Consider the following 26,600-nt stretch of genomic DNA (forward strand, 5'->3'; position numbering starts at 1 on the left):
GTTATATAAGCAAGTTCTACTATTTTTAACTAATAATAAAAAGCTTCCCGACTTTTCGGTCGGGATTAGTTCAACAACGTATATAAAAAATTGCTGGTGTTGTGCTAAAACAAAGGTCGTTGCACGTTTGCTACGTCTGATTTTCCTTCGGAAAATCCTCGCACGCAAACACGCAACTTTCCATATACAAACACGTCAGACTGTCTAATAACCTGTTTTCGTAACTTTAATATTCGGGCAGGTGTCTTTGAAAATTTCTGAATAGGCGATTCTCAGCGATTGAAATTTAGTTATTAGACAGACTGACGTTATATGCCATTTAAAAACTGAACTTGAGAAAGATAATTTACATATTGACTTTGGCAATTTTATCCTCGTGTAACCTTTACGACAGGAAAGATGATGTGTTAATGACTGACCAAGATTATCTGGAAAATTACAGAGAGTTTTCACCAGACAACTCTATGGTTTTAATAAATTATAGTTTAGACCTTGGAGCATTTGGCTATGGACAAGCAGGAACTGCAATTCTTAAACTTTCTGATACAACAAAGAACTTAAGAAACTATTCTCTTCCAAACACTTTGACAAAATTAAAATGGATTGATAATAAAAGCATTTCAGCTCAATATGACATTCTACATTTGTTGAGAACGGGAAAAAAAATTGAATTGAAAGATGAAGAAGTGAATAATGTAAAAATCAAAGTTTCTGCATTAGACTACATTGACAAAGAAGACCATTTAGAAATTGAACACAAAGAAACTTCCCCGAATGGACAATTTGAACTTGTGGCTTATCGCTATTTGAAAAATAGAAGTAACTTAAATTTTATTCATATTTCAGTAATTCCATTTGGTGGACAACTTCCCAAATATGGAAACTATCTTATTGCCGATATGCAATCCGACTATGTTTTTTATGGAACTTGGACAAAGAAAAACGAACTTGAATTTCACACAAATAGTCAGTATTCGGATTTAGTGCAGTATTATTTGGTTAATAATAGACCAAAAATTGAATATGAACTCGTAACTGACGACAAAAATTATGGAAGTAAATATCGGTGGACAACAAAAAACGGCATATAACACCGTGTATAATTCATTGCTAGTTCTAGCATACTTACGAAAGTCCTCGCGGACTTTCTATCTGTGATTTATTTGCTAACTTTAGTTGCTTAAACCACGCAACAAACTAAAGAAACACGTTGTTAACCATAAAAATGAGAACTCCAATCCACACATCGAAAAAGCTAGAAAAGTTGGTTAAAAAATTAATGCAAACCAAGTCAAACGAAGAATGTGGAATTCTAGGAAAATGGAATGCGACAGTCTTTTATGTTGACCGAAAAAAATGTTGGCTAATTTCCAATGCAAAAACTCAATATATAGTCATACTTACTGGCATCAAGACTACAGATTTAAAAAATATTAAAGAAATATTTAAAAATGCGTTTTATGGACAATTAGTATATGACGGAATAATAACGGATTTTGAAAATCTAAACGAAATAATTGGCGAACTCGAATTTCTACCAACCGATAATGATAGGAAAACAATGGGATTTCAAAACCATCGAATTCAGGACTTGGAATGGTGGAAAGACGAATTTGGGAGTTTAGAAAATATGCCAATTAAGGACTTGACAAATCGATTGAATACTAGTCCGATTCATATCGGAAAAGGGCACAGAATGTCTGACTATACTGATTCAATAAAAGAAATGAAAAGTCTGTTGATGAAATAAAACCTGTATTCAATAAAACTCTAATTCGAGGCTTTGCGTATATTTATGCATCCGAAATATTTTTCAGATTTAGCTCTAATTAAAAAAATAAAACAAACAAAAAGCTTTTACTAAGTGCTTAGTCGAAAACGAAAAGTTTTCCTTGCCTCAGTACTATTCATGGCTATTGCGTTCAGGACGGGACATTATGAAAAAACAAACTTTCGATTATATATATGATTTATTATATTTTCATGATGATGATATAGAATGGTGGGAATACGAGGGAAATGAAAAACTTCGAGGTTATTTGGATAACCTAAATAGCAATGCAATTGAAACATTAATGGGTTATTCTGAAACTTGGTCACCATCAATTAGATTAAATCTTGCGGAGGCTCTAATTATGACCAAAGTTGAAGGGGCTTTTGAAGAATATTGTAAGGTTTTCATAAATATGGAAATAATACAATTAGCTCATTATATGAGTAGCAAATTAGAATATATAGCACCGAATGACCTAAAAGAAAGCTTGTATCAAAAATACTTAGATAAAATGGTGGAAATAGTGAATTATGAAAAAACAGAAGAAGAATCATAGTTGATAATAAAATAGAAAAAGTTTAAAAAATGAAAGAATTTAACATTGCTTATTAAAAGTTAGAACAAAAATAAATCTATCAAAATGATACCGCTAGAATTAAATATTGAAAAAATTGAGCAAATAGGAAATCTGAAGGAAAATGAAAATCTAAGATTTCGAACTTTTCTTAAAGGACAAGATAGTATAAAAGTTGATGGCATTGTCCATAGATTAAATGAAGAAATAGAAAGCCGAATTGACTGCACAAAATGTGGAAATTGTTGTAAAACTTTGAGACCATGCGTGACGAATAAAGAAATTGAAACCTTGACCATAATTGATAAAGTATCGCGAGAATTTTATATAGAGAATTTTATAGAACGAGATGACTTGGAGAACATTAAATACTTAAAAAATACGCCTTGTAAATATTTATCAGATAAAAAATGTTCAATCTATGATCTTAGACCGATAGATTGTAAATCTTATCCTCATATTAATAAGAAACATTTTAACTCTAGAACATTGGGCATGATGGAAAATTATGGAATTTGTCCAATTGTCTTTAACGTGGTAGAAAATTTAAAAAATGAATTTGACTTTAGGTAGTTTTTAAATGAAGAACAAAACAATGTAGCTGAGTATTATTATGCATAATCGCGAAGCGATTTTTTGAATCTAAAAGGTATTTCCATACTTTAACCTCTTGATCTATTCGAGTCCGTTAATCATTAATCCTAATTAAATTAATGGCTATTTAATATAAATTGTATCTTTGTATTTGTAAAAACGAATAAAATTTGTTTTTAAATAGTTCTTTTTAACTTTAGTGTGCAATTCGGTGAACATATACAGTTAAAAGTGTTTTAAAAGCTTGATATACAGGGGTTTATTAATTTTTAAATAATCCTCTCGCCCCGACAAAAGAAAACTTTTCATGAACATGAAAAGTTTTTTTGTTTTATACAAGTTTGAGCTTGCTCAATGACTTGAATAAAACAAAAAGACATATGAGCAAAGCGAATAAATGTTTTCTTTTAGCAACGAATTCCCTTAAGGAATATAAGCGAAGCGAATAATCCTCCCTTCTCAACTATTGATTTTAGGCTTTTTTTATTTGAATACATTACCAACGAAGTTGAATTTTAAATCTTTGTGATACTATAAAAATTGTGATTATTTTAAGCATCAAAATCATCAACTTCCTTTACTACACCAGCGGGTAATTCAAGTTTTACATTACCTATTCTAACCCGCACTAATCGTAATGTCGGAAATCCTACAGCCGCAGTCATTTTGCGTACTTGTCTAAATTTACCTTCTGTCACAATAATACCAACCCAACTTTTAGGACCATGTCGTTCATCTCTTACTTTTCTATCTTCAATAGGATATTCTGCCACCGAGTGTACGTAAAATACTGTACAAGGTTTTGTTGTATATTCTTCACCATTTACGCCTATAGTTACCCCTTTTTGAAGAATTTCTATGGCATCATCATCAATAATACCATCTACTAATGCATAGTACTCTTTTTCAACCTTTCTGCTACGAATATGTTCACTCTTCTTACCATCAGTAGTCAATAACAATAAACCTTCAGAGTTTTCATCTAAACGACCTATTGCCATTACTCCCTCAGGAAAATCATGAAGTTCACCTATCAACCGCTTATTTTTCCTTTTGTTTTGGTTATTTACAAACTGACTTAAATAACCATAAGGCTTGTGAAATATAAAGTGGTGATGTCTATTTTTAGTTAACATAGGATACGTTAGAATGTATACGTTTTATTATAAAAGTATAAAGCTTTCAAATCTGAATAATTTCGCTTTTTAAAATTTTAACAACAAATGGTCTGTAAATGATTAGAGCTTAAAAATAGTATCTAACGCTATCCATTTTTCTCCCTCTTTTGCCCAAGGTAATGCTTGTTGATAGTTCCACATCAACGTTTCCCATTCTTGTACTTTAGAATTGTTAGCGTCCATATCTGCTTTTCTTTCAAAGCTAAACGTTTCATCAACTTCCATAATCATAAACATGCGATTTCCCGTAACGTAAATTTGCATATCAACAATTCCGGCATCTTTAATACTTTTCGTGATTTCTGGCCATGTATTTCCTGCTGCATGGTATTCCTTGTATTCGGAAATTAATTTAGAGTCATCTTTTAAATCGCAAGAAAAGCAATATCTTTTTGTTTCCATATTTATTTTTTAATCAAAAATTTATTTTGCTACTACATCTTACAAATTTAAAGTAATAGACTTTAATAGTTCTTAAACAAAACATCAATTTGAATCCATTTTTAAAATTAAACGGGAATATTTCGGAAAAATTTAGACCGCAACACAAAACTAGAAAAGTATTTCATTTTATAAATCTGCCTATAAAATCAAATAATAATTTAAAAAATAAGTTTACTTATAATTAAGGGACTATCATTAAAACAATTACATGATGAAAAATTTAATTTTTATTTTAATTTTAACATTTACATCATGTGCTTCAAAAGATGATGATCCAGTAGAGGAACCTATAATTAACATTACCTACACAACAAACATTAAAAGTATAATTGACAGTAAATGTAATAGCTGTCATTCAGACCCTCAAAAAAACGGAGCCCCAATAGCACTAGTTACATTAGAAAACGTTAAAGATGCTGTTCTCAACAAAGATTTAATAGGACGAGTTGAAGATGGCTCAATGCCTCCAGAAGGTGACGTTTTAACTTCTGATCAAATTGAATTAATTAAAGATTGGGAAAAGAATAGTTTTAAATAAAAATAGCCGATTAACACTTATCAATCGACTATCATTTCTTTTATAATAGGTTCTATTGTAATTGGTATCTCACACCAATATTAAAAACGTGATCGGTAAGGTCTCTCGTATTATAAAACGCTCTTTTGCTTTCTTCTCTATAATTATTTAGGGAAAGTATCGTTCCAGTTTTTTTTCCCGCACTTTTCGCAATCAGCTCAGCTCTTGTCTTGGCATTTTCAATGGCTTTCTTTGATAAGTCTTCAACTTGTTGAGGAGTTAATGGTTTATAAAATACATGTTTTTCATTAATACTAACACCCGAAAAACCTGTCGAAAGCAATTCAATAAACTTTGATTGAGAAGTGGTTTCAAATTGATACACCATTCCTTTTTTTCTATATCCCATGGCAGTATAAGCCAATGTATCTTCCTTTAATTGCGATACATTAACATTATTACTTTTTAATTTATCGAAATAGTCACTTTTTATTTTATCAAAACTTGTATTCTCATCATAACTATTATAGGCTAAGTCTTCAGATACAATAATGGTAGCTGAATATCTCTCTACCTCTCTTGAATACTCAACTTGTCCGCTAACATCAATATATGGTTTGTCTATTTGAGCAAAAGAAAAAGAGCTGATCATTACAAAAAGTATGGCTAATAATTTCAAATTTCGTAAGTTGTTTGTGTTTTCTAATTTCATAATTTACTATTTAGTAATATTAATTTTTTGATTTATATCCATTACAAAAATCTACAAAAAGAGAATGTATATACACACCTTATTATGGTAAAAATACACCCCTGCTTTTAGGGGGTTTTATTTAATGTAAGTACAGTAATTTCTGGCCTCATTCCAATTCTTCCTGGAAAACCTAACCACCCCAAGCCTCTATTAACATATAAATATTGATTATTTTGTTTATAAAGACCAGCCCAATGCTTATATTTATATTGTATCGGACTCCATTTTTTATTTTTAAAATTAAATCCGGCTTGCATGCCATGAGTGTGACCAGAAAGCGTTAAAGGAATATCCGTTTTATCAATAACCTCTTCGGGCCAATGGGAAGGATCATGTGATAATAAAATCTTAAATGGTATCGATTTCACTCCCGTTAATGCTTTGTTTAAATTGCCATATTGTTTAAAGGGTGGGTTACCCCAATTCTCTACCCCAACGATAGCAATTTCTTCATCGTTTCGCTTTATAATTGCTGCACTGTTTAATAATAAATTGAAATTAATTTTTTTAAAGAAATATTTTATAGATTCAAAATTATCTTTTTTGTCCTTTGGTCTTTTCCATTGACTATAATCGCCATAGTCATGGTTACCCAAGACAGCAAATTTACCTTCTTTAGCCTCTAGTTTTTCAAATACTTTTGACCAACCATTGAGTTCCCAAGCATAATTATTAACCATATCTCCCGTAAAAAAAATAAGATCAGGCTTACAATCATTAATTAGTTTCACTGCACTTTCTAAAATTTTATATCGATAATTAAAACTTCCTATATGTACATCAGAAATTTGAACAATTTTAAAACCTATAAAATTTTCGGCCAAATTATTAAATGCCACTTCAACGTTATGAACTTTGAATCTATAAGCTGCTTTAAAAATGGCATACACAATTACAAAAAATGGTAAAAATCCGGAAAGCAGTGCTAATACAATAATTAACCACTTCGAATTTGGCAATAATTGATTTGTAAAATAAAACAAAGCAATTACCATAACAAAAATTAATTTTGGGATAAAAGAAGATACTGTTAAACCGTATAAACTAGAAATTAAAAGCTGTTTTCTTCCGGGATGTATGGAATCCATTTTAATTTTTAAAATTAAGATTGAAATAATCAATCCCAAAGAGAATAACCAAAAAGAAATATCAATAGAAATTTTAATTAAATGGGAATTAATTAAAGTTAAAATGGGTTGTAATGCGAAAAATGCTAGAACATCAATTACCAAAATGGCAATACATAATAGAACGATAGTAAAAAAGGAAAACGATTTCATTTTTTAAATTATTATAACACGATAATTTTTTTATCTAAGAATAGTGTATTAAATTTAACTATTATTAATTAAAAAAAACTAATATGGAAATAATTATTCAATTCGTAAAAATGCCTACAAGTGAGACGATGGAAACGTTTGTTACAGAACGTTTAGAAAAATTAGAAAAAAAATATGATTGGATTATTAAAGCAGATGTATCTTACAAATTAGAAAATGACCCTACAGGAAAGGGTAAAATATGTGATATTAGGTTAAGCTTACCTGGACCTTTAATTTTTGCAACTTCTGATGAAAACAGTTGGGAAGCTGCTACAGATGCAACAATAAGAGATATAGAAAAGCAATTACAAAAACGGAAGGCATCAATGAAAACACATTCTTAAAATTTAGGGTCAATTAAAAATAATTGACCCTAAATTTTCAAAACTGATACCTTAGACTTAAAGCCAAATCAAAATCTAAATTATCACCATAATTATTCACAATTCCAAATTCAGGTCTAAAATCAATTGACACTAATAAAGGAATATCAAAGTTATATTCTATTCCAATATTTCCATCACCATTAACAAAAAGTCCGTCATCAAAGTCATCTTTATATTTGTCTTTGTGATTCCAAGTACCAATACCCGCTCCGAACCCTGCATACCAGTTAAAACCACCATCAATATTCCATACCCATTGATAAATACCTGATAGTTTCCAAGCATTTCGGTATTTAGTATTTCTCAAACCTAAATCTATTTCTAATCTGTTTTTAGTATTTAATTTTGTTTGATAAGAAATTTCACCACCAAAACCATCATTATCCCCTAATCGAAATCCTAATGCATGCTTTGAAATTTCTTGTGCCTTAGTTTGACAAACAAAACCAGCTATTAAAATAGTGGTAAACAATAATTTTCTCATCTATTTATAAATTTTATATTACACATGTTTATAATTAATATACATGCAAACCTATTGACAAAATTTCACATAATTTGACTCAAACCACATAAAATTTAACGTTTTTAATTATGATAAACGTATTACCTTATTTACAGGTATTTTATATGTAGGCTTAAATCGAATTTCATACTATAAATTTAGCTTATTAGTAGATTATAAAAAATGATAAAAACTAACTTGATTAGCGGTAAAAATATTCTAAATTTGCTTTTCTAAAACATAAAATAATGTCAGAAAATATAGAAAAAATAAAATGCCTTATTATAGGATCGGGCCCAGCAGGTTATGCTGCAGCTATATACGCCGCAAGAGCAGATTTAAAACCAGTAATGTATACAGGTTTAGAACCTGGTGGACAATTAACAACAACTACTGAAGTTGATAATTACCCTGGCTATCCTGAAGGTGTTGATGGCACCCAAATGATGGAAGATTTTAAAAAACAAGCCGAGCGTTTTGATACAGAAGTAAGATTCGGACTAGCTACCAAAGTAGCATTTAGTGATAAAGTTGGTGGTATCCATAAAGTAACAATTGATGGTTCAAAAGAAATAGAAGCTGAAAGTGTCATAATCTCAACAGGTGCAACTGCAAAATATTTAGGTTTACCTAGTGAAGAAAGATTAAAAGGTGGTGGTGTTTCTGCATGTGCTACCTGTGATGGATTCTTTTACAAAGGCCAAGATGTTATTGTTGTTGGTGGTGGAGATACTGCGGCAGAAGAAGCTACCTACTTGTCTAAACTGTGTAAAAAGGTAACTCTTTTGGTTCGTCGTGATGAAATGAGAGCCTCAAAAGCTATGCAACATAGAGTGGCTAACACTGAAAATTTAGAGGTGTTGTATTTTACGGAATTAGATGAAGTATTAGGAGATCAAGTTGTTGAGGGAGTTCGTGTTGTAAACAATAAAACGGGTGAAAAACGTGAAATAGCTGTAACTGGTGTTTTTATTGCTATTGGACATAAACCAAATACTGAATTATTCAATGGTGTTTTAGATATGGATGAAACTGGTTATTTGATAACTAAAGGAAAATCTACTAAAACAAAATTACCAGGCGTTTTTGCTGCTGGTGATGTACAAGACAAAGAATATAGACAAGCAATAACTGCTGCAGGTACAGGTTGTATGGCTGCTTTAGATGCTGAAAGATATTTAGCTGCTTTAGAAAACTAATAATACACAATCTTAGAAAATAAAAAAGAGTCTGTTTTAATAAAACAGACTCTTTTTTTGTGCAAAAAATATAGAAACATTTAGTTCTAAGTTTTCTTTTTATCCTCTTATACTACCACCAGAAGAACTATTTTTCTGAACATTTTCTGGATTACCTGAATATCTAATACCTCCACCACTACTTGCATTGGCATCAATACTTTCTGTTACAGTAACTGATACATTAGCTCCACTAGAAACATCAGCATTACACGTCTTTGCAATTAAATCATTTGCTCTAATATTACTTCCACTTGATGCGTTTGCAGAAAAACTTCCTGTAGCACCTTTTAAACTTGCTCCAGAGCCACTACTCGTATTACAAATTAAATCAGAAACATCTAACATTAATTTCACATCTGCTCCACTTGAAGTTCTAACATCAAACTCATCTGCTGATATTGTATTTTCAGAATATACATTTGCCCCACTAGTCGCTTTAATCTTAATAATATCAGTGGCTGTTAAATACACTTTTTTAGACTTTGCACTCCAAATATTTTTTTCAGAATATATACGTAATACTCCGTCTTCTACTTCGGTAATAATTAAGTCGTGCAAATTTTCATCTGCCTCTACTGATAAAGAAGTTTCATCGCTCATTGTTAAACGTACTTCTATTCCGTTACTCACAGAAATGGCATCAAAATCTGAGGTAATTGTTCTTTCTTGGGTAATCACATTTCTATTTCCCTTAACACCATCTAGCATACAACTAGTTGTCAAAAACAATACGATTACTGTCGTAATTTTTAAAATAGTTTTCATATTTTTTTATTTTTAGTTTGTTAATATTAATTGATTCATTCAAATATCACTCAAATGAATGAGCAGCACTATTTTAAGTTACTGAATTGCATTTTAATTAGGATGAGCAGTTATTATTTTATGATAACTCCATTTTCATCAATCTTAATTTCAGCCTTTTCACCATTATCATTGATTTCAACATTTAAGCTGTCACCATTTAATTTGATATTGACACCGTTTTTTTCATTGTCTTTTTCATCATCATTAGTGTTTTCAGATTTTGGTGGAGGACAATCTAAACATGCTAACCCTTCATCTGTCATTTTAAAATAATGCTTAACCATATCTCTACTATACATATTATTAACAGTCTTAATATTTCTTAAAAACACTCGAGATGACTCTTCAAAATAAACCACTTTATTTTCAGGAATATATAAGTTGATTTTTAAATCTTGATTTCTGAATGTATTTCTACTATCTGTTAAAAAATAGCTATCAAACACTAAATTATTTCCAAACTGTTGGTAATTATACTCAATACGTTCTGCATTTTCTCTGGCAATTAAACGTGTTCTACCATTTGCTCTTCTATAAATTTTAGTGTACGCTTCTGTACTATCTGATTTTCTAATGGAGATATTTACATCATTAGAGTAAAATTTAATTTGATCATTAGCATCCAACACTTTTTTGAAATAGATTTTATGGTTGAAATTATTGTTATTTGACAGATCTTCATTATCAACCATTTTTATGGTTAAGGTATCTGATGACATCATAGATAGTTCATTTTTCTCGATAGATGACCCTTCATTCGCAAATTCTGCACCTTGTTTTATTCCGAAGAAAATGGCAGATAAAAGAGCAATAATCCAAATTGCAAGAAACACTAATTTTGTGGGTCTACTCAATATTTTGGTTTTATTAGAAAGGATAAACAATCCTAAAATAAACAGCATAAAAATAGGAATCCCAATTAATATCAAAATCAACAATGAAATTAACCATATAGGAACACCAGTTCCACTTAGCATCTGAAAATCATCATCAAAAAAGGAATCCATTCCCATAAAATCGACCGTACCTGCAGTAAATAAGCTTATCACTAATGTAATTAAAGAAATTACAGAGACTAAGATAACTATGACCCCAATAAACTTCCCTAATACCAAAAAGATACCAGCCAACACCCTACCTAATGTATGGATAACATCCTGAAGACCCGACCGAGCTCTAGAGTTTCCTCTTCTTATGTCTTTTTTTTTTACAGCACTTGACACATTATCATATGCTCCTTTTACAGCGTCAGACACTTCACTAGCAGCTCCTTTTACACTCTCCGAAACATCTTCAAATTCAGCTCTAATTTTCTTTTCTATGTTAGTGATATTAACGGGCTCACCTTCCATTTGTAATTTATCTGCTGTAGTTTTCGCTTCAGGTAATAGAATCCATAAAATGATGTAAACCAAAGGTCCAAATCCAAGTCCAAAAGTAGCTACCAACCATCCTATTCTAATCCATATAGCATCTACATCAAAATAATGAGCCATACCAGAGGCTACACCTCCAATAAACTTATCATCTCCATCTCTAAAAAGTTTTTTCTTGGTCGATTTACTGCTGTAGTTTTTACCAGAATCATCGGTAAACAATTCTTCATCTATCATATAGTCTTCGGGTTGCCCCATAACAGCAATTACCTCATCAATATCAACTTCACTAATGACTTGTCTCTGGTCTTTAACTCGCTCTGAAAGCAATTCACTTATACGTGACTCAATATCATTGATAATTTCGTCTCTACCCTGAGGGTCGTCACTTAATGAACGACGGATAGCATCTAAATATCTTCTCAATTTTTGATAAGCCTCTTCATCAATATGAAAAAAGATTCCTCCTAAATTTATATTTATTGTCTTGTTCATTTTTTTGTTGATTTTTTTGTAGTTACTGTTTTTACAGCTAAGACAAGCTCTGCCCAAGTTGTGGTTAGTTCTTTTAAAAATAATGTGCCTGTTTCTGTTAATCCGTAATATTTTCTTGGAGGACCAGATGTTGATTCCTCCCAACGATAACTAAGTAAACCTGCGTTTTTAAGTCTCGTTAAAAGCGGGTAAATTGTACCTTCAACCACAAGCAATTTTGCATCTTTTAGGCTCGATAAAATCTCGCTAGTATAAGCATCCCCATCTTGTAAAATGGATAGGATGCAAAATTCTAAAACGCCTTTTCGCATTTGTGCTTTTGTATTTTCTATCTTCATTATGTGTCCGTTTAATTACGCATTACAATTACAATAAAATTAATCATAAAAATGAGTAATGTTGTTAAAATCTGTATCATTATATTTAGTTTTGGCTTGTTTGTGTTATTTGATTTTATCGCGTTTTATAAAATTTATAGTCAGTGGATAATTATACACCTCTCCTCTATTGGCTTTTATAGCTGCCACAACAATTAATATATATCTTAAAAAGGCTACTATCGCTATTAAGCTTCCTATACTTAAAATTCCAAAAAGGTTATCAAAATCAAAATGATAATTAAAATTATTTAAATGATCAAAGTCATCAATTCGTCTCAAATAATTAAAGAAACTTCCAAAGGCGAAAGGAAATAGTATCATTCCTAAAATAAATAAGTACAGGGTATAACTTAAATTAAAATTCACCGCTGCTATTCCATTTTTATCTGAATACTCGCTCTTGTCTTTACTAATTGACCACATTATTACAGGGCCAATAATACTACCGAATGGAAAAACAAAGCTTAAAAAAGCTGATAAATGAATTAAAAATCCTGTATTCTTTTCGTTTTGTGTTAGCATAATCTTGATGTATATAATACTTTCTTATGCAAATATATGTATAAAAGATAGTACTGTGCAATACTTAGTACTATTTTTTAACATTTATTTAACATAACACTTGCGTCTAAAACAGGAATGAAAGGGACGAAAATATAACACAACATATTGTTAAACAGAATATTAAATGTATTTCGAATTTAATTAATCTATTGAAATTGTTTGAATTTATAATTTCACTATATTGCATTAAAATAACTTACATGTCAAAATTTACCGTCAAAAACTTAAATAAATTCTTATTATTTAAGCTTCCCTCTGCATATTTTTCTGGAGTAAGGGTCAAATCTATAGATGATAATGAAGCTATCGCCACAGTAAAGCACAAGTGGATAAATCAAAATCCATTTAAATCATTGTATTGGGCAACTCAAGGTATGGCCTCTGAATTGGCAACCGGTATTTTAGTGATGAAGCATATTGATGAAAGTGGCCAAAAAATATCAATGCTAGTTACAAAACAAACAGGAACCTTTACTAAAAAGGCAACTGGAAGAATAAATTTTATTTGTAAAGATGGTGGCCTTGTAAAAACGGCAATTGATAAAACTATAACCACAAAAGAAGGGGTAACATTAACAATGGTAGCGGAAGGTATTGACGAACAAGGTGATTCTGTTTCAAAATTCGAATACGAGTGGAGTATAAAGGTAAGGATCAATAAATAAATCCCAAATCTATAATAATAACCAAAAAATTAAAGTGAGTATTTGAATGCTTTAAACATTGTAATTTGGATATTATTTGTAATTTGCTGCTTGAAATTTGATATTTAATTTTATGAAACGAGCATTATTTCCTGGATCATTCGATCCCTTAACCTTAGGCCATTATGACATTATTAAACGTGGAGTTAAAGTTTTTGATGAAGTTGTCGTAGCTATTGGTATCAATGCGGAAAAGAAATATATGTTTTCAGTAAAAAAGCGAAAACAATTTATTGAAGAAACTTTTAAAAACTTTCCGAAAGTAAAAGTAGTTACCTATAAAGGATTAACTGTCGACTTTTGTAAAGAGATAGATGCTGACTTTATTTTACGTGGATTACGAAATCCAGCCGATTTTGAATTTGAAAAAGCCATAGCTCATACCAATAGAGATTTATCACCTGTTGAAACAGTGTTTCTATTGACCTCAGCAAAAACATCGTATATCTCCTCCTCTATTGTTAGAGATGTGATAAGAAATAAAGGGAATTATACCATACTCGTTCCAGAAAGTGTTAGGGTAGAATAAATAGAAATACTTTAACCTTCTTTTGGTAAAAACACCTCAGCCATCATACATCTAGCACTTCCTCCACCACAAGTTTCAATAGTGTCTATGGGACTTGATACGATATCACAATGCTTATTAATTTTAGTAATTTGATCTTGGGTTAACGAGTTATGAGCGGCTTCACTCATTACTAAATGCCTTTTTTCATCTTTACTTTTAACCTGTAACATATTGCCTGCAAAACTGGCCACTTGTTCTTCAGTGATGGCAATAACTTCTAATCCATCTTCCTTTAAATGTTTAAGAACATTCTTACGTTCTTTCTTATCATCAATACAATCTAAGCAAATAATAGCAAATGTTTCAGCTAAGCACATCATAACATTGGTGTGATAAATAGGTAGACGTTCATTCTTAACCGTTTGATAAGCTGTAAAAATAACTGGAGTATATTCAAAATCTTCGCAAAATTCAATAATAAGCTCTTCGTTTGCTCTTGGAGATAGAGCACAATAGGCTTTTCTGTTTTTTCTATCTAAAGCTAAACTCCCCGTCCCCTCTAAAAAAATATTTTCTTCTTCTGCTGTCGTATAATCTACTATATTGTTTATTAAATATCCATGATTTTCAATTTCATCAAAAATATCTTCTCGTCGTTCTGGTCGTCTATTTTCAGCAAACATCGGATAAATAGCAACATCTCCATTTTCATGAAAAGAGACCCAGTTATTCGGGAAAATTGAATCAGGAGTATCTTGACTTTCAAGATCTTTTACAACAATAACAGTTACCCCAACTGACCGCAGTTTTTCAACAAAAGCATCAAATTCCTGTTGAGCCTTATTGTTAATTTCATTACTTTTAAGTTTTAAATCTTCTTGAAAATAATTGTTGACCGCAGTTTGTTCATTCATCCTAAAATTTACAGGACGAACCATTAAAATTGTGTTTGTTATTTGTTGCATTGTAGACTCCATATTTAAAAGGCCAAATCTAATCTAAAATTCAGTAATAATTTAAAATTTTGGTCGTTCTATTAAAAATAATTAAATTCGTTACAAATAGGAGTTTTTACACATTGTTATGAAATTGGTTTTAGGGTTACATATTTTGAGACCATTAGGCCATGTTTATTGAAAAATTTCAGCGGCCTTAAAATTAAATTTGAATGAAAAAAATATTGTTACCCATTATTTTAGTATTTTGTTTTAGTCTTGGTTTTTCCCAAAACATGAGTATTAAAAAGCCCAATTATAATCAGATTAAAAAGAATATAAGTCAAAACAATTCTACCCTATTTTACCCTAAATTATTGGAGAAATTCAGTAACGCAGATACCACGATGACCTTAAAAGAAAAAAGGCATTTATATTATGGTTTTATTTATCAAAAAAGCTATTCACCTTATACACGATCAGATTATAATGATAGTTTAAGAATTACGTTAAGAAAGAAAAAATACGAAACTGTAGATTTAAAAAACATTATTAAATATTCTGATTCTGTTTTAAAGCATAATCCTTTTAACTTAAATGCAATTAATTATAAAATCTACGCTGATAAGCAAATCAAAGATTCTATTGGCCTCATAAAAGACTACACAAAAATGAGAATTATTACAGATGCTATGCTCAGTTCTGGTGATGGACACTCAAAAGAAACTGCATACTATGTTATAAGTCCAACACATGAATACAGTCTAATAAAACTTTTAGGATATGAGTTTGGCGGAAAACAAAGCCTTATTGATCATTTTGATTATCTCACATTAAAAGAAAATGAATTTCTTATTGAAGGCTTATACTTTGATGTAAGTGCAAGCTTAAATCATATGAATAGCTTATTCAATAAAAAGGAATGAGATATCTTATAATAATTCTCGCTATCTTTTTATCATCTTGTTCAAACAGTACTCCAGAAGAAGATATTCAATCTTTAGACAAAGATTATATTAGTGCGATAGACTTATCTTCCTTACCTGAAATTGAATCTAAAAATATTGCTTTTTACAATACAAATGGTAGTCCAGACGATGTTGTTTCAATTCTTAAAAACAATGGAGTTAACACGATAAGGCTGAGAATTTGGAATCATCCAAAAAATGACCATTCAAGTTTTAATGAGGTCAAATTATTTGCTGACCAACTTCATAATTTAGGATTAAAAGTATGGCTAACCGTGCATTATTCTGATACTTGGGCAGATCCTGGAAAACAAATTCCTCCCAGTAAATGGCAAAACCTTTCTTTTTCAATTCTAAAAGATAGCATCTACAGATATACACAAAAAATTATAATAGGTATTAAACCTGACATCATTCAATTAGGCAATGAAATAAACTCTGGCTTACTACTACCCTACGGAGATATTAATTCAAATAAAAATCAGTTTATAGAAATATTAAACACAGGTACTAAGGCAATAAGAGACCTTTCGAAAGAAACCAAAATTATGATTCATTTTGCTGGAATTGATAATTCTGATTGGTTTTTTGATCAATTAAAAACTGTTGATTATGATTATATAGGTCTATCATACTATCCTATTTGGCATGGAAAAGACCTGGGAAAAGTTAAGATAACACTCTCAGAATTAAGTAAAAAGTACCAGAAAGAAATCCTTTTTGCCGAAACGGCCTATCCTTTTACATTAGATTGGAATGACTTTACAAATAATATTGTAGGTGATTCAGAACAAATTTTACCGCAGTATCCTGCAACCCTAGAAGGTCAAAAAGATTTTATCAGCAAGATAAAAGAACTCATTATTTCAACAGAGAACGGTAAGGGCATTTGCTATTGGGGTGGCGAACTTATTTCTTATAATGGAAAAGTGGCTACAGACGGTTCTCCATGGGAAAATCAAGCCTTATTTGATTTTAACAATAAAATAGTACCCGTTATTTCTTCTTTCCAATTCAAAAAAGAATAAATTTGTGGCCTAAAAATATATTATGTCTAAGCTTTATTTTAAATCAATTTTCTTTATTCTTTTTATTTCATTAAGCTCTTGTGCTGAATTGCAACAAGTAGTTAATACATTACCTAGTGGTACTTTAAGCAATACTGATATTGCAAGTGGATTAAAACAAGCTCTAGACAAAGGAATAGACGAGCAAGTTAAAAAATTAACCTTGGAAAATGGTTTTTATGGTAATAGTTTAGTCAAAATAGGTTTACCTGATGAATTACAAAAGGTTGATAAGGGACTAAGAGATATTGGACTAAGTAAACTAGCCGACGAAGGAATAAAAATATTAAATAGAGCTGCAGAAGATGCTGTAAGCGAAGCAACCCCGATATTTGTAGAAGCCGTTAAAGGAATAACATTTACTGATGCAAAAAATATTTTATTAGGTGAAGATAATGCCGCAACCGAATTCTTAAAAACTGGTACAGCAGATGCATTATACGCTAAATTTGAACCTGTTATTAAGACATCATTTGATAAAGTGGGTGCTGATAAAATATGGGCAAATTTAATTAACAAATACAACACGATTCCTTTTGTAAAAAAGGTTAATCCTGATTTGACAAATTATGTTACTCAAGAAGCATTAAATGGTGTATATACTATGATTGCTGTTGAAGAAAAAGAAATTAGAACCAACGCTTCTTCTCGAACCACAGATGTTTTAAGGAAAGTATTTGCTTTACAAGATGGTCGTTAAACCATACTTTAATACAAACTAAAAAAGAGACAATTCTTAATTCTACTGAAATTTATAGTCATAGTTGTGTAATTTATTTCCGAATAGAATTGCTATAAAAAACAGGGCCACTCTTCCTTGATCCTTATTTTATTTCAGAAGTAAAACGTACTGAATACAGAAAAATAAAGACGCCATTATATTCGCTTTTTTACCATATATGTGATATTTTTGATAGCCCGTAATTATTGATAAAAAAACACATAATTCATGAAGAATTACAAGTCGAAAAACAGATTAAATGCCGCCGAATATATTAATGGAGTACTAGCAGGAGATCGAGTTCTTTTATCGAGAGCTATCACAATTATTGAAAGTAATTTAACCAGTGATAAAAAACTGGCAAAAGAGATTATTCAATCTATTTTACCGAACTCAGGTAATTCTATTAGAATTGGTATAACCGGTGTACCTGGTGTTGGTAAAAGTACATTTATCGAAGCTTTTGGTAAGCTCTTAATTACTAAAGGCCATAAAGTTGCCATTTTATCAATTGACCCAAGTAGCCAACGTTCAAAAGGAAGTATTTTGGGCGATAAAACCCGTATGGAAGATTTAGCGAATTTAGATGAAGCCTATATTAGACCTTCCGCTTCTGGTGATACATTAGGTGGCGTAGCCAACAAAACTGGAGAAACAATGTTCCTTTGTGAAGCCGCTGGATATGATGTTATACTTGTTGAAACTGTTGGTGTTGGGCAATCAGAAACCGCCGTTCATAGCATGACTGATTTCTTTTTATTATTAATGCTAGCTGGTGCTGGTGATGAATTACAAGGGATCAAAAAAGGTATCATGGAAATGGCTGACATGTTAGTTATTAATAAAGCTGATGGAGATAATGTTAAAATGAGCCAAATGGCCAAAAGACAATATCAAAATGCTCTACATATTTTCCCATTATCAGAATCTGGATGGAGCCCTTTAGTAAGTACTGTTTCTGCTATAAAAAATACAGGTATAGAATGGGTTTGGGATGAAATTGGTAATTATAAAAAGTTAGTTTATGACAACGGTTATTTTATCAAAAACAGAAACCGTCAAAAAATACAATGGATGTATAATAACATAAATGATTCCTTAAAAGAATTGTTTTATGGTTCTAAGGACATTAAGAATGAGCTTAATGGTTTAGAAAAAAAAGTTATATCTTCGGAAATATCACCTGTAAAGGCAGCCGAAAACATAATTAAAAAATTTAAGGCTTCTTTTTAGAAATGCAATTCGCTCACTACTTATAAAAATTTATAATGACAACGTCTGAATATTATTTTGACAAGCAATTTGAGCTTAGATATTTTGAAATGAATAAATTGGGTTTGGCTTCTCCCACTACAATGTTAGCATTGTTAGAAGAGACTGCCGCCGATCATTGCTATTCCATAAATCATAGTTTGTACGATCTCATTTCTAATGATATTGGTTGGGTATTGGTTTCTGGTGCTTTTCAAATGGATCGTTATCCAAATTATAAAGAAAAAATTACAATAAGAACTTGGTTATCTAGCTATTCCCTAATTAAGGGATATAGAGAAAATATTATTTTTGATGAGCAAAAAAACATCATTGGTAGAGCTAAAGGACTATGGCTTTTCTTTGATATAGAAAAGCGAAAACCAATTCCTATTTATGAGGATATTAAACAAAAGTGGTCCTGTAATAGTGGAGTCTCTTTGAATAGAGATATAAAGCATAAAATTCCGCCTCTTATTACTGATAGTGATATTTCATTTGAAACATTTAAAGTGAATAGATTTGATACTGATATGAATAAACATGTAAATAACATTAGGTATTTACAATGGGTTATTGAATCTATACCAGAACAGATTGTAGATAATTATTTTTTACATGAAATAGACGGTCGTTTTATTGCAGAAGCTAAATATGGTGACGATATTATATCATTAACCAAAGAAGACCAAAATGAAAATTCTTTTATACATACTATAAAAATTAAAGGTAGCGATAAAGTTTGTGCTACAGCTAAATCTACATGGCGTAAAATTTAATCTACATCATTTACTTCAAATAAAAAACCCAGCAATTAGAAATAAATGCTGGGTTTTTTTAATATAATTAGTACTTAATCTTGTTCTAAATATTTCTCCATAATAGTAATGGCTGACTCAGAAATTACAGTACCTGGACCAAATATAGCAGCTACTTTTCTTTCTAGTAAATAGTCATAATCTTGTGCAGGAATTACACCACCAGCAAACACCATAATATCAGGTCTTCCTAACTTTTCTAATTCTCCAATTAATTGTGGAATTAATGTTTTATGACCAGCTGCTAGACTTGAAGCCCCAACGAAGTGAACATCATTTTCTACAGCTTGCTTAGCCACTTCTTCAGGAGTTTGAAATAATGACCCCATATCAACATCAAAACCTAAATCAGCAAAACTAGAAGCGACAACTTTTGCACCTCTATCATGACCATCTTGCCCCATTTTGGCAATCATTACCCTTGGTCTACGGCCTTCAATTTCTGCAAATTTATCCGTTAATTTTTGAGCTTTCGCAAAAATACTATCGTTATCTACTTCTTTACTATATACACCACTTATTAATTGAGTATTGGCTTTATGGCGTCCAAAATGAACTTCTAAAGCATCTGAAATTTCACCCAAAGTGGCAAAATTCTCAGCAGCCTCAACCGCTAATTCTAATAAATTACCTTTACCTGTTTCAGCACAAGCTGACAATGCAGATAAATTAGCATCGACAACAGATTGGTCTCTATTTGCTCTTAATTTTTTCAAACGTTCAATTTGAGAATCTCTAACAACTGTATTATCAACTTCTAAAATTTCTATATTTGATTTCTCTTTTGTTTTGAATTTATTTACACCAACTAAAATATCTTGTCCAGAATCTAAACGTGCTTGTTTTCGTGCAGATGCTTCTTCAATTCTCATTTTAGGCACACCGGTTTCAATGGCTTTTGCCATACCACCCAACTCTTCAACTTCCTCTATCAATTTCCAAGCTTTTTTCGCAATTTCTTGTGTCAGGTATTCTACATAATAAGAACCTGCCCAAGGGTCAACTGATTTTGTAATTTGCGTTTCGTCTTGAATAAAAATTTGTGTGTTACGTGCAATCCTTGCTGAGAAATCAGTAGGTAAAGCAATAGCTTCATCCAAAGCATTTGTATGTAAAGATTGAGTACCACCCAATGCAGCTGCCATTGCTTCAACACAAGTTCTAGCTACGTTATTATATGGATCTTGCTCACTTAAACTCCAACCTGAAGTTTGACTATGCGTACGCAAAGCCATTGATTTTGGATTTTTAGGGTTAAAAGATTTTATGATTTTTGCCCAAAGCATACGTCCCGCACGCATTTTTGCAATTTCCATAAAGTGATTCATACCTACCGCCCAGAAGAATGATAATCTTGGAGCAAATTCATCAATTTTAAGACCAGAATCTAGTCCTGTTCTAATATACTCCATACCATCCGCCAACGTATAAGCCAACTCAATATCAGCGGTTGCACCTGCTTCTTGCATGTGGTAACCACTAATTGAAATTGAATTAAATTTCGGCATCTTTTGAGTAGTATATTCAAAAATATCACCAATAATTTTCATTGAAGGTAATGGTGGATAAATGTATGTATTACGCACCATAAACTCTTTCAAAATATCATTTTGTATAGTACCAGAAAGATGATCTAAAGAAACACCTTGTTTTTTTGCCGCAGCGATATAGAAAGCCATAATCGGTAATACTGCACCGTTCATAGTCATAGAAACAGACATTTTATCCAATGGAATTTGATCGAACAAAATTTCCATATCTAAAATTGAATCTATAGCAACCCCAGCCTTACCAACATCTCCGGTTACACGAGGGTGATCTGAATCGTAACCACGGTGTGTGGCTAAATCAAATGCTACAGAAAGTCCTTTTTGACCTGCCGCTAAGTTTCTTCTATAAAAGGCATTCGATTCCTCTGCCGTTGAAAAACCAGCATATTGACGTATGGTCCAAGGACGCATAGCGTACATAGCACTATAAGGCCCTCCTAAAAACGGAGGTATACCTGCAACGAATTTTAAGTGCTCAGCATTTTTTATATCTTCTTCTGTAAATTCTTTTTTTACAGGTATTCCTTCAGGAGTATTCCAAACCTCTTGATTCTCCGAAGAAGCAGTATTTTTCTTAACTGCTTTATTTATTGTTAAATCTGAAAAATCTGGTTTCATGCTTTTATGGATTTAATTGTTTTCTGAATTTTATTTTGAACTTTAGAAATAGTAGAAATAATATCCGTTTTCATATGGATACATCCGTCTAGTCCAGATTCAGTTAATTCATCGATTATATTTGTAGGATTACCCGCTAATAAGAGTACTTTATCAGTATTTAATGCTCTGAATGCCTTAACAAAATTAAGGGCACTTTCATCATAATCTTGATCTGAACTACAAATAACAACAACATTTGAATCAGATTTTGCACTTTCTTCCGCTGCCTCTAATGCGTCTTTATAACTTTTTTCTTGTCTTACTTCAAATCCACTTACCCCAATAAAGTCATAAGCAAAAGCTGCTCTAGCCTTACGCATTGTTAAATTACCAAAACTTGAAAGTTCAACAATTGGTCGTTTATTCGTTTGTTCAACTAATTCTTCAGTTACTTTTCTAATCGCTTCAATTTCTAAAGAAGCTCTTCTAGGTTTTAAAATTTTAGAAGAAACTTCTTCATCAGTACCTCCTAAAATATCAGCACTCACCGTTTCCATTAAGTTTGGGTATTTGTTAACTCCAACAAGAATAAGTCTTCTTTGATTAAGTAGTTTTATTTTTTCTTGACGAATTTCAGCAATTTGTTGTTGAATTAATTCGCTTTCAAATGATTTATAATAACCACCATTAGTCTCAATAGCTAAGAAAAGCTCTAAGGCTTTTTCAGCAATTTTAGTACTAACTTCTTCTATATAATAAGAACCATCTACAGGGTTTGAAACCTTTCCAAAATAAGATTCTTCTTTTAAAATTGTTGAAATATTACCAGCAATTCTACTTGAAAAATCTGAAGGATTATTAAATTCTTTGTCATATGCATCAATTACAACACCATCTACATTACCTAATATTGCAGACATGGCTTCGGTTGTTGCTCGCAATAGATTTGTATGAGCATCGGTAACTGATTTATTCCAAATAGATGTTTTAGCAACCAACGTGCTTGAAAATTTAGTAACACCATATTTATTAGCAATTTCACTCAATAAATGATTAAAAGCTCTAAACTTTCCTATCTCTATAAAATATTCTGCCCCAATAGCGAAACGGAAATTAAGATTATCAAAAATTGCTTGTGCCTCCATCCCTTTTTCCAACAAGTTTTCAATAATGAAAACTAATGAGCTTAAAGTGTATGCCACCTCTTGAACTTGATTTGCCCCTGAATTTAAATATTCATTGGCAGAAATAGTTACCGCTTTATAGTTTGGAAAATCAGCTGTAATTTTTATTAATTCCGCATTGATTGCGAACTGGGTTAAATACAATTCACCACTAGTAACATAATCTGAAATTAAAGCCGTATTAAAATAACCTTTCACTTCACTTGGTGAAATATCTATTTTTTTTACGTAGGCAATAAAGTCTTTTGCAGAATTTAGTGTATTTGATTTTAAATTAAATGAAACGACTGTTTCTTTAAAGTTAATTCCCTCTAACAAGATTTTGACAGAAACATTTTCACTTATTTCAAAAAGCAACCCTGTCATTCCTTCTTCAACTGCTTTTAAAGCCAATTGGTTAGCCGTTTCCGCAGAATCAACAATAATTTTTCTGTAATTTATTAATGATTGTGAATTTTTTCCGGTATTGTTTAAAAATTCTATTTTATCCTCTGCAAGATATAAAGGCTGGAAATTTATTTTACTTAAATTTTTCCAAACAAGCTTTCTATTAAAATCAGCTCCTTTTAAATCTATATTTACTTTCTCTAACCACTCCTGTTTTGTAGCAGGCTTAAAGTCTGAAAAAAGCTTTTTATTTGTATCGTTCATAATATTTTATATTAATTAAGATAGAATTGAATTACCAATGATTATAAAACATCAGCAATTTAATATATTTATTTTATCATTAAACTGCTTCCGAATCTCTCAAAAATAGCTTTATCTAATTCTTCTCTATGATTAGGATGTGCAATATCTCTTAATGCTTTTGCACGTTGTTTTAATGTTTTTCCAAACAAAAATGCAACACCATATTCTGTAGCTACATATCTGGCATGAGCCCTAGTTGTAACCACACCAGCACCATATTTTAACATAGGCACAATTTTAGAAACACCTTTTAACGTTTCAGAAGTAATGGCAATAATTGGCTTACCTCCCTCAGACAATGCTGACCCTCGCATAAAGTCCATTTGACCACCAACGCCAGAGAACATTCTTGTACCGATAGAATCAGCACAAACTTGACCTGTAAAATCTATTTCAATAGCAGAGTTAATGGCTGTTGCTCTTGGGTTTTGACGGATAATTGCTGTGTCATTTACATAAGCAATATCTTTCATTTCTATCTCAGGATTATCATCCATAAAGTCATATAACCTACGTGTTCCCATTGCAAAACCAGAAACAATTTTAAATGGATTTACTTTTTTCTGAGAACCATTTACAACACCTTTTTCTACTAAATCAATAATACCTTCAGCAAACATTTCAGTATGTACACCTAAATTTTTATGATTGGTTAAAAAGCTTAAAACTGCATTAGGGATAGCACCAATACCCATTTGAAGGGTGGCTCCATCTTCAATAATACCAGCCACATTTTTTCCAATTTGTATCTCTGCTTCTGAAGGAGTGACTAATTTCATTTCATGAAGTTCTTCAACTATTTCTACACAAGCATCAAAGTTTTTTATATGCACCAAAGCATCGCCAAAAGTACGTGGCATACGTGGGTTTATTTGAGCAATAACTTTTTTAGTTTTTTCAATAGCAGCAATAACAATATCTACAGAAACTCCTAATGAACAAAACCCATGTTTGTCTGGCGGTGAAACATTTACCATTACCACATCTAAGTCCATATAACCTTCGCGAAATAAACTTGGTATATCACTTAAAAAAATTGGAATATAGTCTACGGTTTTACCCACCATTTTTCTAACATTTCCACCAATAAAAAAGGCATTCGTATGGAAACTTTCACTCAATTCTGGAGCAACATAGCCACATTCACCTTCTGTATGTAAATGTACTAATTCTACATTTTTCAATTCAGGTGCTCTGGCAACCATTGCCTTAATCAATTCTTGAGGTGTGGCAGAACCTCCTTGAATTAGCACTCTATCTCCTGATTTTATATGTTTTACAGCTTCTGCCGATGACATTTTATTTGGTATGTTCATTTTCTTGTTATTTTAGTTTGAATAATTTATTATGATAAAAAACTTAAGAGGATACCCGCAGCAATTGCAGAACCAATTACACCAGCAACATTTGGTGCCATTGCATGCATCAATAAGTAATTATGAGGATCTGATTTTAAAGCTTCCGCATGTACTACCCTTGCACTATCTGGTACAGCAGAAACACCTGCAGCTCCAATTAACGGATTTATTTTATTATCACCTTTTAGGAAAAGATTCATCAATTTAGCAAAAAACAAACCTCCCATAGTTGCAATTACAAATGATAAAGCACCTAATCCGAAAATTAATAAGGAATCTTTTGTTATAAAAATATCTGCTTGAGTTGATGCTCCTACTGTAACACCTAATAAAATGGTTACAATATCAATCATTTTAGTTCTTGCAGTATCTGCTAATCTTTCAGTTCTACCAGATTCTTTTAATAAATTACCAAAGAAAAGCATACCTAATAATGGTAATGCACTAGGTGAAATAAAAGTAGTTAATATTAAAGCTGCAACTGGAAAAATCATTTTTTCTTTTTGAGAAACCGCTCTTGGTGGTTTCATTCTAATTTTTCTATCTTTTTTAGAGATTAATAATCTCATAATAGGAGGTTGAATAACTGGTACTAAAGCCATGTAAGAATAAGCTGCAATTGCTATTGGGCCAATTAAATTTTTAACCGTTGTACCATCAGCTAATATATTAACACCATTAGCTAATTTAGATGAAAGGAAAATTGCGGTAGGGCCATCAGCTCCGCCAATGATTCCAATTGCACCTGCTTCAGGTAATTTAAAACCTAAATAAAGAGCTCCCATAAATGTTGCAAAAACCCCAATTTGTGCTGCTGCACCCAACAACATTAATTTTGGATTTGCTATTAGAGATGAGAAATCTGTCATGGCACCAATCCCTAAAAATATCAATGGCGGGTAAATACCTTTTACAACTCCAAAATATAAAAAGTTTAAAACAGATCCACTTTCATAGATACCTGTCATATTACCTGTCACAAAAGGAATATTACCTATAATAACACCAGCACCGATAGGTATTAAAAGTAATGGTTCGTAATCAAATTTTATTCCTAAATAAATAAAAACAATACCAATAATTATCATGATTAAATGTCCGCCTGTGACATTTGCAAAACCAGTATAATTATAAAATTGTTTAATACCTTCAAACGCTTCACTCACAAAACTTTGGTTTTCAACATTTTCAAGTTTTTCGATGCCTTGTGAATTGGTGTCTTTAGTTGTTGTATTCAAACCCAAAACCGGTCTGATAAAGATGAGAAGTGACAACACTCCGAATATTATTAATACTTTCTTCATTTTTCTACGTTTAAATCTATAAACC

28 protein-coding genes are annotated in these 26,600 nt (G+C 31.3%); 14 read left to right on the forward strand and 14 right to left on the reverse strand.

Features of this window, described 5'->3' with window-relative positions:
- Positions 1-332: 332 nt before the first annotated feature.
- From D3P13_RS00005 to D3P13_RS00020, 4 genes are all read left to right on the forward strand, one after another.
- The gene (locus tag D3P13_RS00005) at positions 333-1,091 is read left to right on the forward strand and encodes a hypothetical protein (protein ID WP_157972785.1); all 759 of its coding nucleotides are present in this window, start codon (positions 333-335) and stop codon (positions 1,089-1,091) included.
- A 134-nt stretch (positions 1,092-1,225) separates the two neighbouring features.
- A complete protein-coding gene (locus tag D3P13_RS00010; protein WP_117879245.1) occupies positions 1,226-1,750 on the forward strand; it encodes a DUF6933 domain-containing protein in 525 nt (174 codons plus the stop codon).
- Between the two features lie 187 nt (positions 1,751-1,937).
- Positions 1,938-2,330 carry a hypothetical protein gene (locus D3P13_RS00015; RefSeq protein ID WP_117879246.1) on the forward strand — a complete coding sequence of 131 codons (393 nt, stop codon included), beginning with the start codon at positions 1,938-1,940 and terminating at the stop codon, positions 2,328-2,330.
- 84 nt (positions 2,331-2,414) lie between these two features.
- Positions 2,415-2,921 (forward strand): YkgJ family cysteine cluster protein, encoded by a 507-nt coding sequence (locus D3P13_RS00020; RefSeq protein ID WP_117879247.1) that lies wholly within the window; start codon positions 2,415-2,417, stop codon positions 2,919-2,921.
- 572 nt (positions 2,922-3,493) lie between these two features.
- On the opposite strand, the gene D3P13_RS00025 is transcribed toward D3P13_RS00020, so the two are convergent.
- Both D3P13_RS00025 and D3P13_RS00030 read right to left on the reverse strand, forming a co-directional pair.
- Positions 3,494-4,078 carry a pseudouridine synthase gene (locus tag D3P13_RS00025; RefSeq protein ID WP_117879248.1) on the reverse strand — a complete coding sequence of 195 codons (585 nt, stop codon included), beginning with the start codon at positions 4,076-4,078 and terminating at the stop codon, positions 3,494-3,496.
- A 102-nt stretch (positions 4,079-4,180) separates the two neighbouring features.
- Positions 4,181-4,522, reverse strand: a complete 342-nt coding sequence (locus D3P13_RS00030; RefSeq protein WP_117879249.1) for an L-rhamnose mutarotase — start codon at positions 4,520-4,522, stop codon at positions 4,181-4,183.
- A 250-nt stretch (positions 4,523-4,772) separates the two neighbouring features.
- On the opposite strand from D3P13_RS00030, the gene D3P13_RS00035 reads away from it, so the two are divergent.
- The gene (locus D3P13_RS00035) at positions 4,773-5,102 is read left to right on the forward strand and encodes a c-type cytochrome (protein ID WP_117879250.1); all 330 of its coding nucleotides are present in this window, start codon (positions 4,773-4,775) and stop codon (positions 5,100-5,102) included.
- Positions 5,103-5,154: 52 nt separating this feature from the next.
- Here the strand turns inward: D3P13_RS00035 and D3P13_RS00040 are convergent, their stop codons facing one another.
- On the reverse strand, positions 5,155-5,793 hold the full coding sequence (locus D3P13_RS00040; protein ID WP_117879251.1) for an SIMPL domain-containing protein: 639 nt from the start codon (positions 5,791-5,793) through the stop codon (positions 5,155-5,157).
- A gap of 107 nt (positions 5,794-5,900) precedes the next feature.
- Entirely contained in the window at positions 5,901-7,115 is a 1,215-nt protein-coding gene (locus tag D3P13_RS00045) for a metallophosphoesterase (RefSeq protein WP_117879252.1), read from the reverse strand.
- An 83-nt stretch (positions 7,116-7,198) separates the two neighbouring features.
- Between D3P13_RS00045 and hpf the strand changes: the two genes are divergently transcribed.
- Positions 7,199-7,501 carry a ribosome hibernation-promoting factor, HPF/YfiA family gene (hpf, locus tag D3P13_RS00050; RefSeq protein WP_117879253.1) on the forward strand — a complete coding sequence of 101 codons (303 nt, stop codon included), beginning with the start codon at positions 7,199-7,201 and terminating at the stop codon, positions 7,499-7,501.
- A 37-nt stretch (positions 7,502-7,538) separates the two neighbouring features.
- Here hpf and D3P13_RS00055 read toward each other — a convergent pair whose 3' ends face one another.
- Complete coding sequence (locus D3P13_RS00055) at positions 7,539-8,027, reverse strand: hypothetical protein (RefSeq protein ID WP_117879254.1); 489 nt, start codon at positions 8,025-8,027, stop codon at positions 7,539-7,541.
- 269 nt (positions 8,028-8,296) lie between these two features.
- Between D3P13_RS00055 and trxB the strand changes: the two genes are divergently transcribed.
- Positions 8,297-9,247 carry a thioredoxin-disulfide reductase gene (gene trxB / locus D3P13_RS00060; RefSeq protein ID WP_117879255.1) on the forward strand — a complete coding sequence of 317 codons (951 nt, stop codon included), beginning with the start codon at positions 8,297-8,299 and terminating at the stop codon, positions 9,245-9,247.
- Positions 9,248-9,346: 99 nt separating this feature from the next.
- Here trxB and D3P13_RS00065 read toward each other — a convergent pair whose 3' ends face one another.
- The 4 genes from D3P13_RS00065 to D3P13_RS00080 form a co-directional block, all read right to left on the reverse strand.
- A complete protein-coding gene (locus tag D3P13_RS00065; protein WP_117879256.1) occupies positions 9,347-10,054 on the reverse strand; it encodes a head GIN domain-containing protein in 708 nt (235 codons plus the stop codon).
- 113 nt (positions 10,055-10,167) lie between these two features.
- Positions 10,168-11,967: a PspC domain-containing protein gene (locus D3P13_RS00070; RefSeq protein WP_117879257.1), complete on the reverse strand. Its 1,800-nt coding sequence runs from the start codon at positions 11,965-11,967 to the stop codon at positions 10,168-10,170.
- On the reverse strand, positions 11,964-12,305 hold the full coding sequence (locus D3P13_RS00075; protein ID WP_117879258.1) for a PadR family transcriptional regulator: 342 nt from the start codon (positions 12,303-12,305) through the stop codon (positions 11,964-11,966). Before D3P13_RS00075 ends, D3P13_RS00070 begins: the two co-directional genes overlap by 4 nt.
- 105 nt (positions 12,306-12,410) lie before the next feature.
- The gene (locus tag D3P13_RS00080; protein WP_117879259.1) at positions 12,411-12,869 is read right to left on the reverse strand and encodes a DUF4870 domain-containing protein; all 459 of its coding nucleotides are present in this window, start codon (positions 12,867-12,869) and stop codon (positions 12,411-12,413) included.
- A gap of 242 nt (positions 12,870-13,111) precedes the next feature.
- Between D3P13_RS00080 and D3P13_RS00085 the strand changes: the two genes are divergently transcribed.
- Both D3P13_RS00085 and coaD read left to right on the forward strand, forming a co-directional pair.
- Positions 13,112-13,576, forward strand: coding sequence for a DUF4442 domain-containing protein (locus tag D3P13_RS00085; RefSeq protein WP_117879260.1), 465 nt, complete (start codon positions 13,112-13,114; stop codon positions 13,574-13,576).
- A 112-nt stretch (positions 13,577-13,688) separates the two neighbouring features.
- Positions 13,689-14,144, forward strand: a complete 456-nt coding sequence (gene coaD, locus D3P13_RS00090; RefSeq protein ID WP_117879261.1) for a pantetheine-phosphate adenylyltransferase — start codon at positions 13,689-13,691, stop codon at positions 14,142-14,144.
- 11 nt (positions 14,145-14,155) lie between these two features.
- Here coaD and ctlX read toward each other — a convergent pair whose 3' ends face one another.
- Complete coding sequence (gene ctlX, locus D3P13_RS00095) at positions 14,156-15,091, reverse strand: citrulline utilization hydrolase CtlX (protein ID WP_117880215.1); 936 nt, start codon at positions 15,089-15,091, stop codon at positions 14,156-14,158.
- A 203-nt stretch (positions 15,092-15,294) separates the two neighbouring features.
- Between ctlX and D3P13_RS00100 the strand changes: the two genes are divergently transcribed.
- The 5 genes from D3P13_RS00100 to D3P13_RS00120 all read left to right on the forward strand — a co-directional run bounded on the left by D3P13_RS00100 (position 15,295) and on the right by D3P13_RS00120 (position 19,847).
- A complete protein-coding gene (locus tag D3P13_RS00100) occupies positions 15,295-15,987 on the forward strand; it encodes a DUF4919 domain-containing protein (RefSeq protein ID WP_117879262.1) in 693 nt (230 codons plus the stop codon).
- Positions 15,984-17,057, forward strand: a complete 1,074-nt coding sequence (locus tag D3P13_RS00105) for a glycoside hydrolase family 53 protein (protein WP_117879263.1) — start codon at positions 15,984-15,986, stop codon at positions 17,055-17,057. The genes D3P13_RS00100 and D3P13_RS00105 overlap by 4 nt, the downstream gene beginning before the upstream one ends.
- 22 nt (positions 17,058-17,079) lie before the next feature.
- A complete protein-coding gene (locus D3P13_RS00110) occupies positions 17,080-17,796 on the forward strand; it encodes a DUF4197 domain-containing protein (protein ID WP_117879264.1) in 717 nt (238 codons plus the stop codon).
- A gap of 249 nt (positions 17,797-18,045) precedes the next feature.
- Positions 18,046-19,050, forward strand: a complete 1,005-nt coding sequence (gene meaB / locus D3P13_RS00115; RefSeq protein ID WP_117879265.1) for a methylmalonyl Co-A mutase-associated GTPase MeaB — start codon at positions 18,046-18,048, stop codon at positions 19,048-19,050.
- A 35-nt stretch (positions 19,051-19,085) separates the two neighbouring features.
- Positions 19,086-19,847, forward strand: a complete 762-nt coding sequence (locus tag D3P13_RS00120) for an acyl-[acyl-carrier-protein] thioesterase (RefSeq protein WP_117879266.1) — start codon at positions 19,086-19,088, stop codon at positions 19,845-19,847.
- A gap of 74 nt (positions 19,848-19,921) precedes the next feature.
- Here the strand turns inward: D3P13_RS00120 and scpA are convergent, their stop codons facing one another.
- The 4 genes from scpA to D3P13_RS00140 form a co-directional block, all read right to left on the reverse strand.
- Positions 19,922-22,054 carry a methylmalonyl-CoA mutase gene (scpA, locus tag D3P13_RS00125; protein WP_117879267.1) on the reverse strand — a complete coding sequence of 711 codons (2,133 nt, stop codon included), beginning with the start codon at positions 22,052-22,054 and terminating at the stop codon, positions 19,922-19,924.
- Complete coding sequence (locus D3P13_RS00130; protein ID WP_117879268.1) at positions 22,051-23,871, reverse strand: methylmalonyl-CoA mutase family protein; 1,821 nt, start codon at positions 23,869-23,871, stop codon at positions 22,051-22,053. Before D3P13_RS00130 ends, scpA begins: the two co-directional genes overlap by 4 nt.
- A 68-nt stretch (positions 23,872-23,939) precedes the next feature.
- Complete coding sequence (locus D3P13_RS00135) at positions 23,940-25,229, reverse strand: acetyl-CoA hydrolase/transferase family protein (RefSeq protein ID WP_117879269.1); 1,290 nt, start codon at positions 25,227-25,229, stop codon at positions 23,940-23,942.
- 29 nt (positions 25,230-25,258) lie between these two features.
- Positions 25,259-26,575: a sodium ion-translocating decarboxylase subunit beta gene (locus D3P13_RS00140; RefSeq protein WP_117879270.1), complete on the reverse strand. Its 1,317-nt coding sequence runs from the start codon at positions 26,573-26,575 to the stop codon at positions 25,259-25,261.
- Positions 26,576-26,600 lie beyond the last annotated feature (25 nt).

This window comes from Aureibaculum luteum, assembly GCF_003449015.1.
Lineage (GTDB): Bacteria > Bacteroidota > Bacteroidia > Flavobacteriales > Flavobacteriaceae > Aureibaculum > Aureibaculum luteum.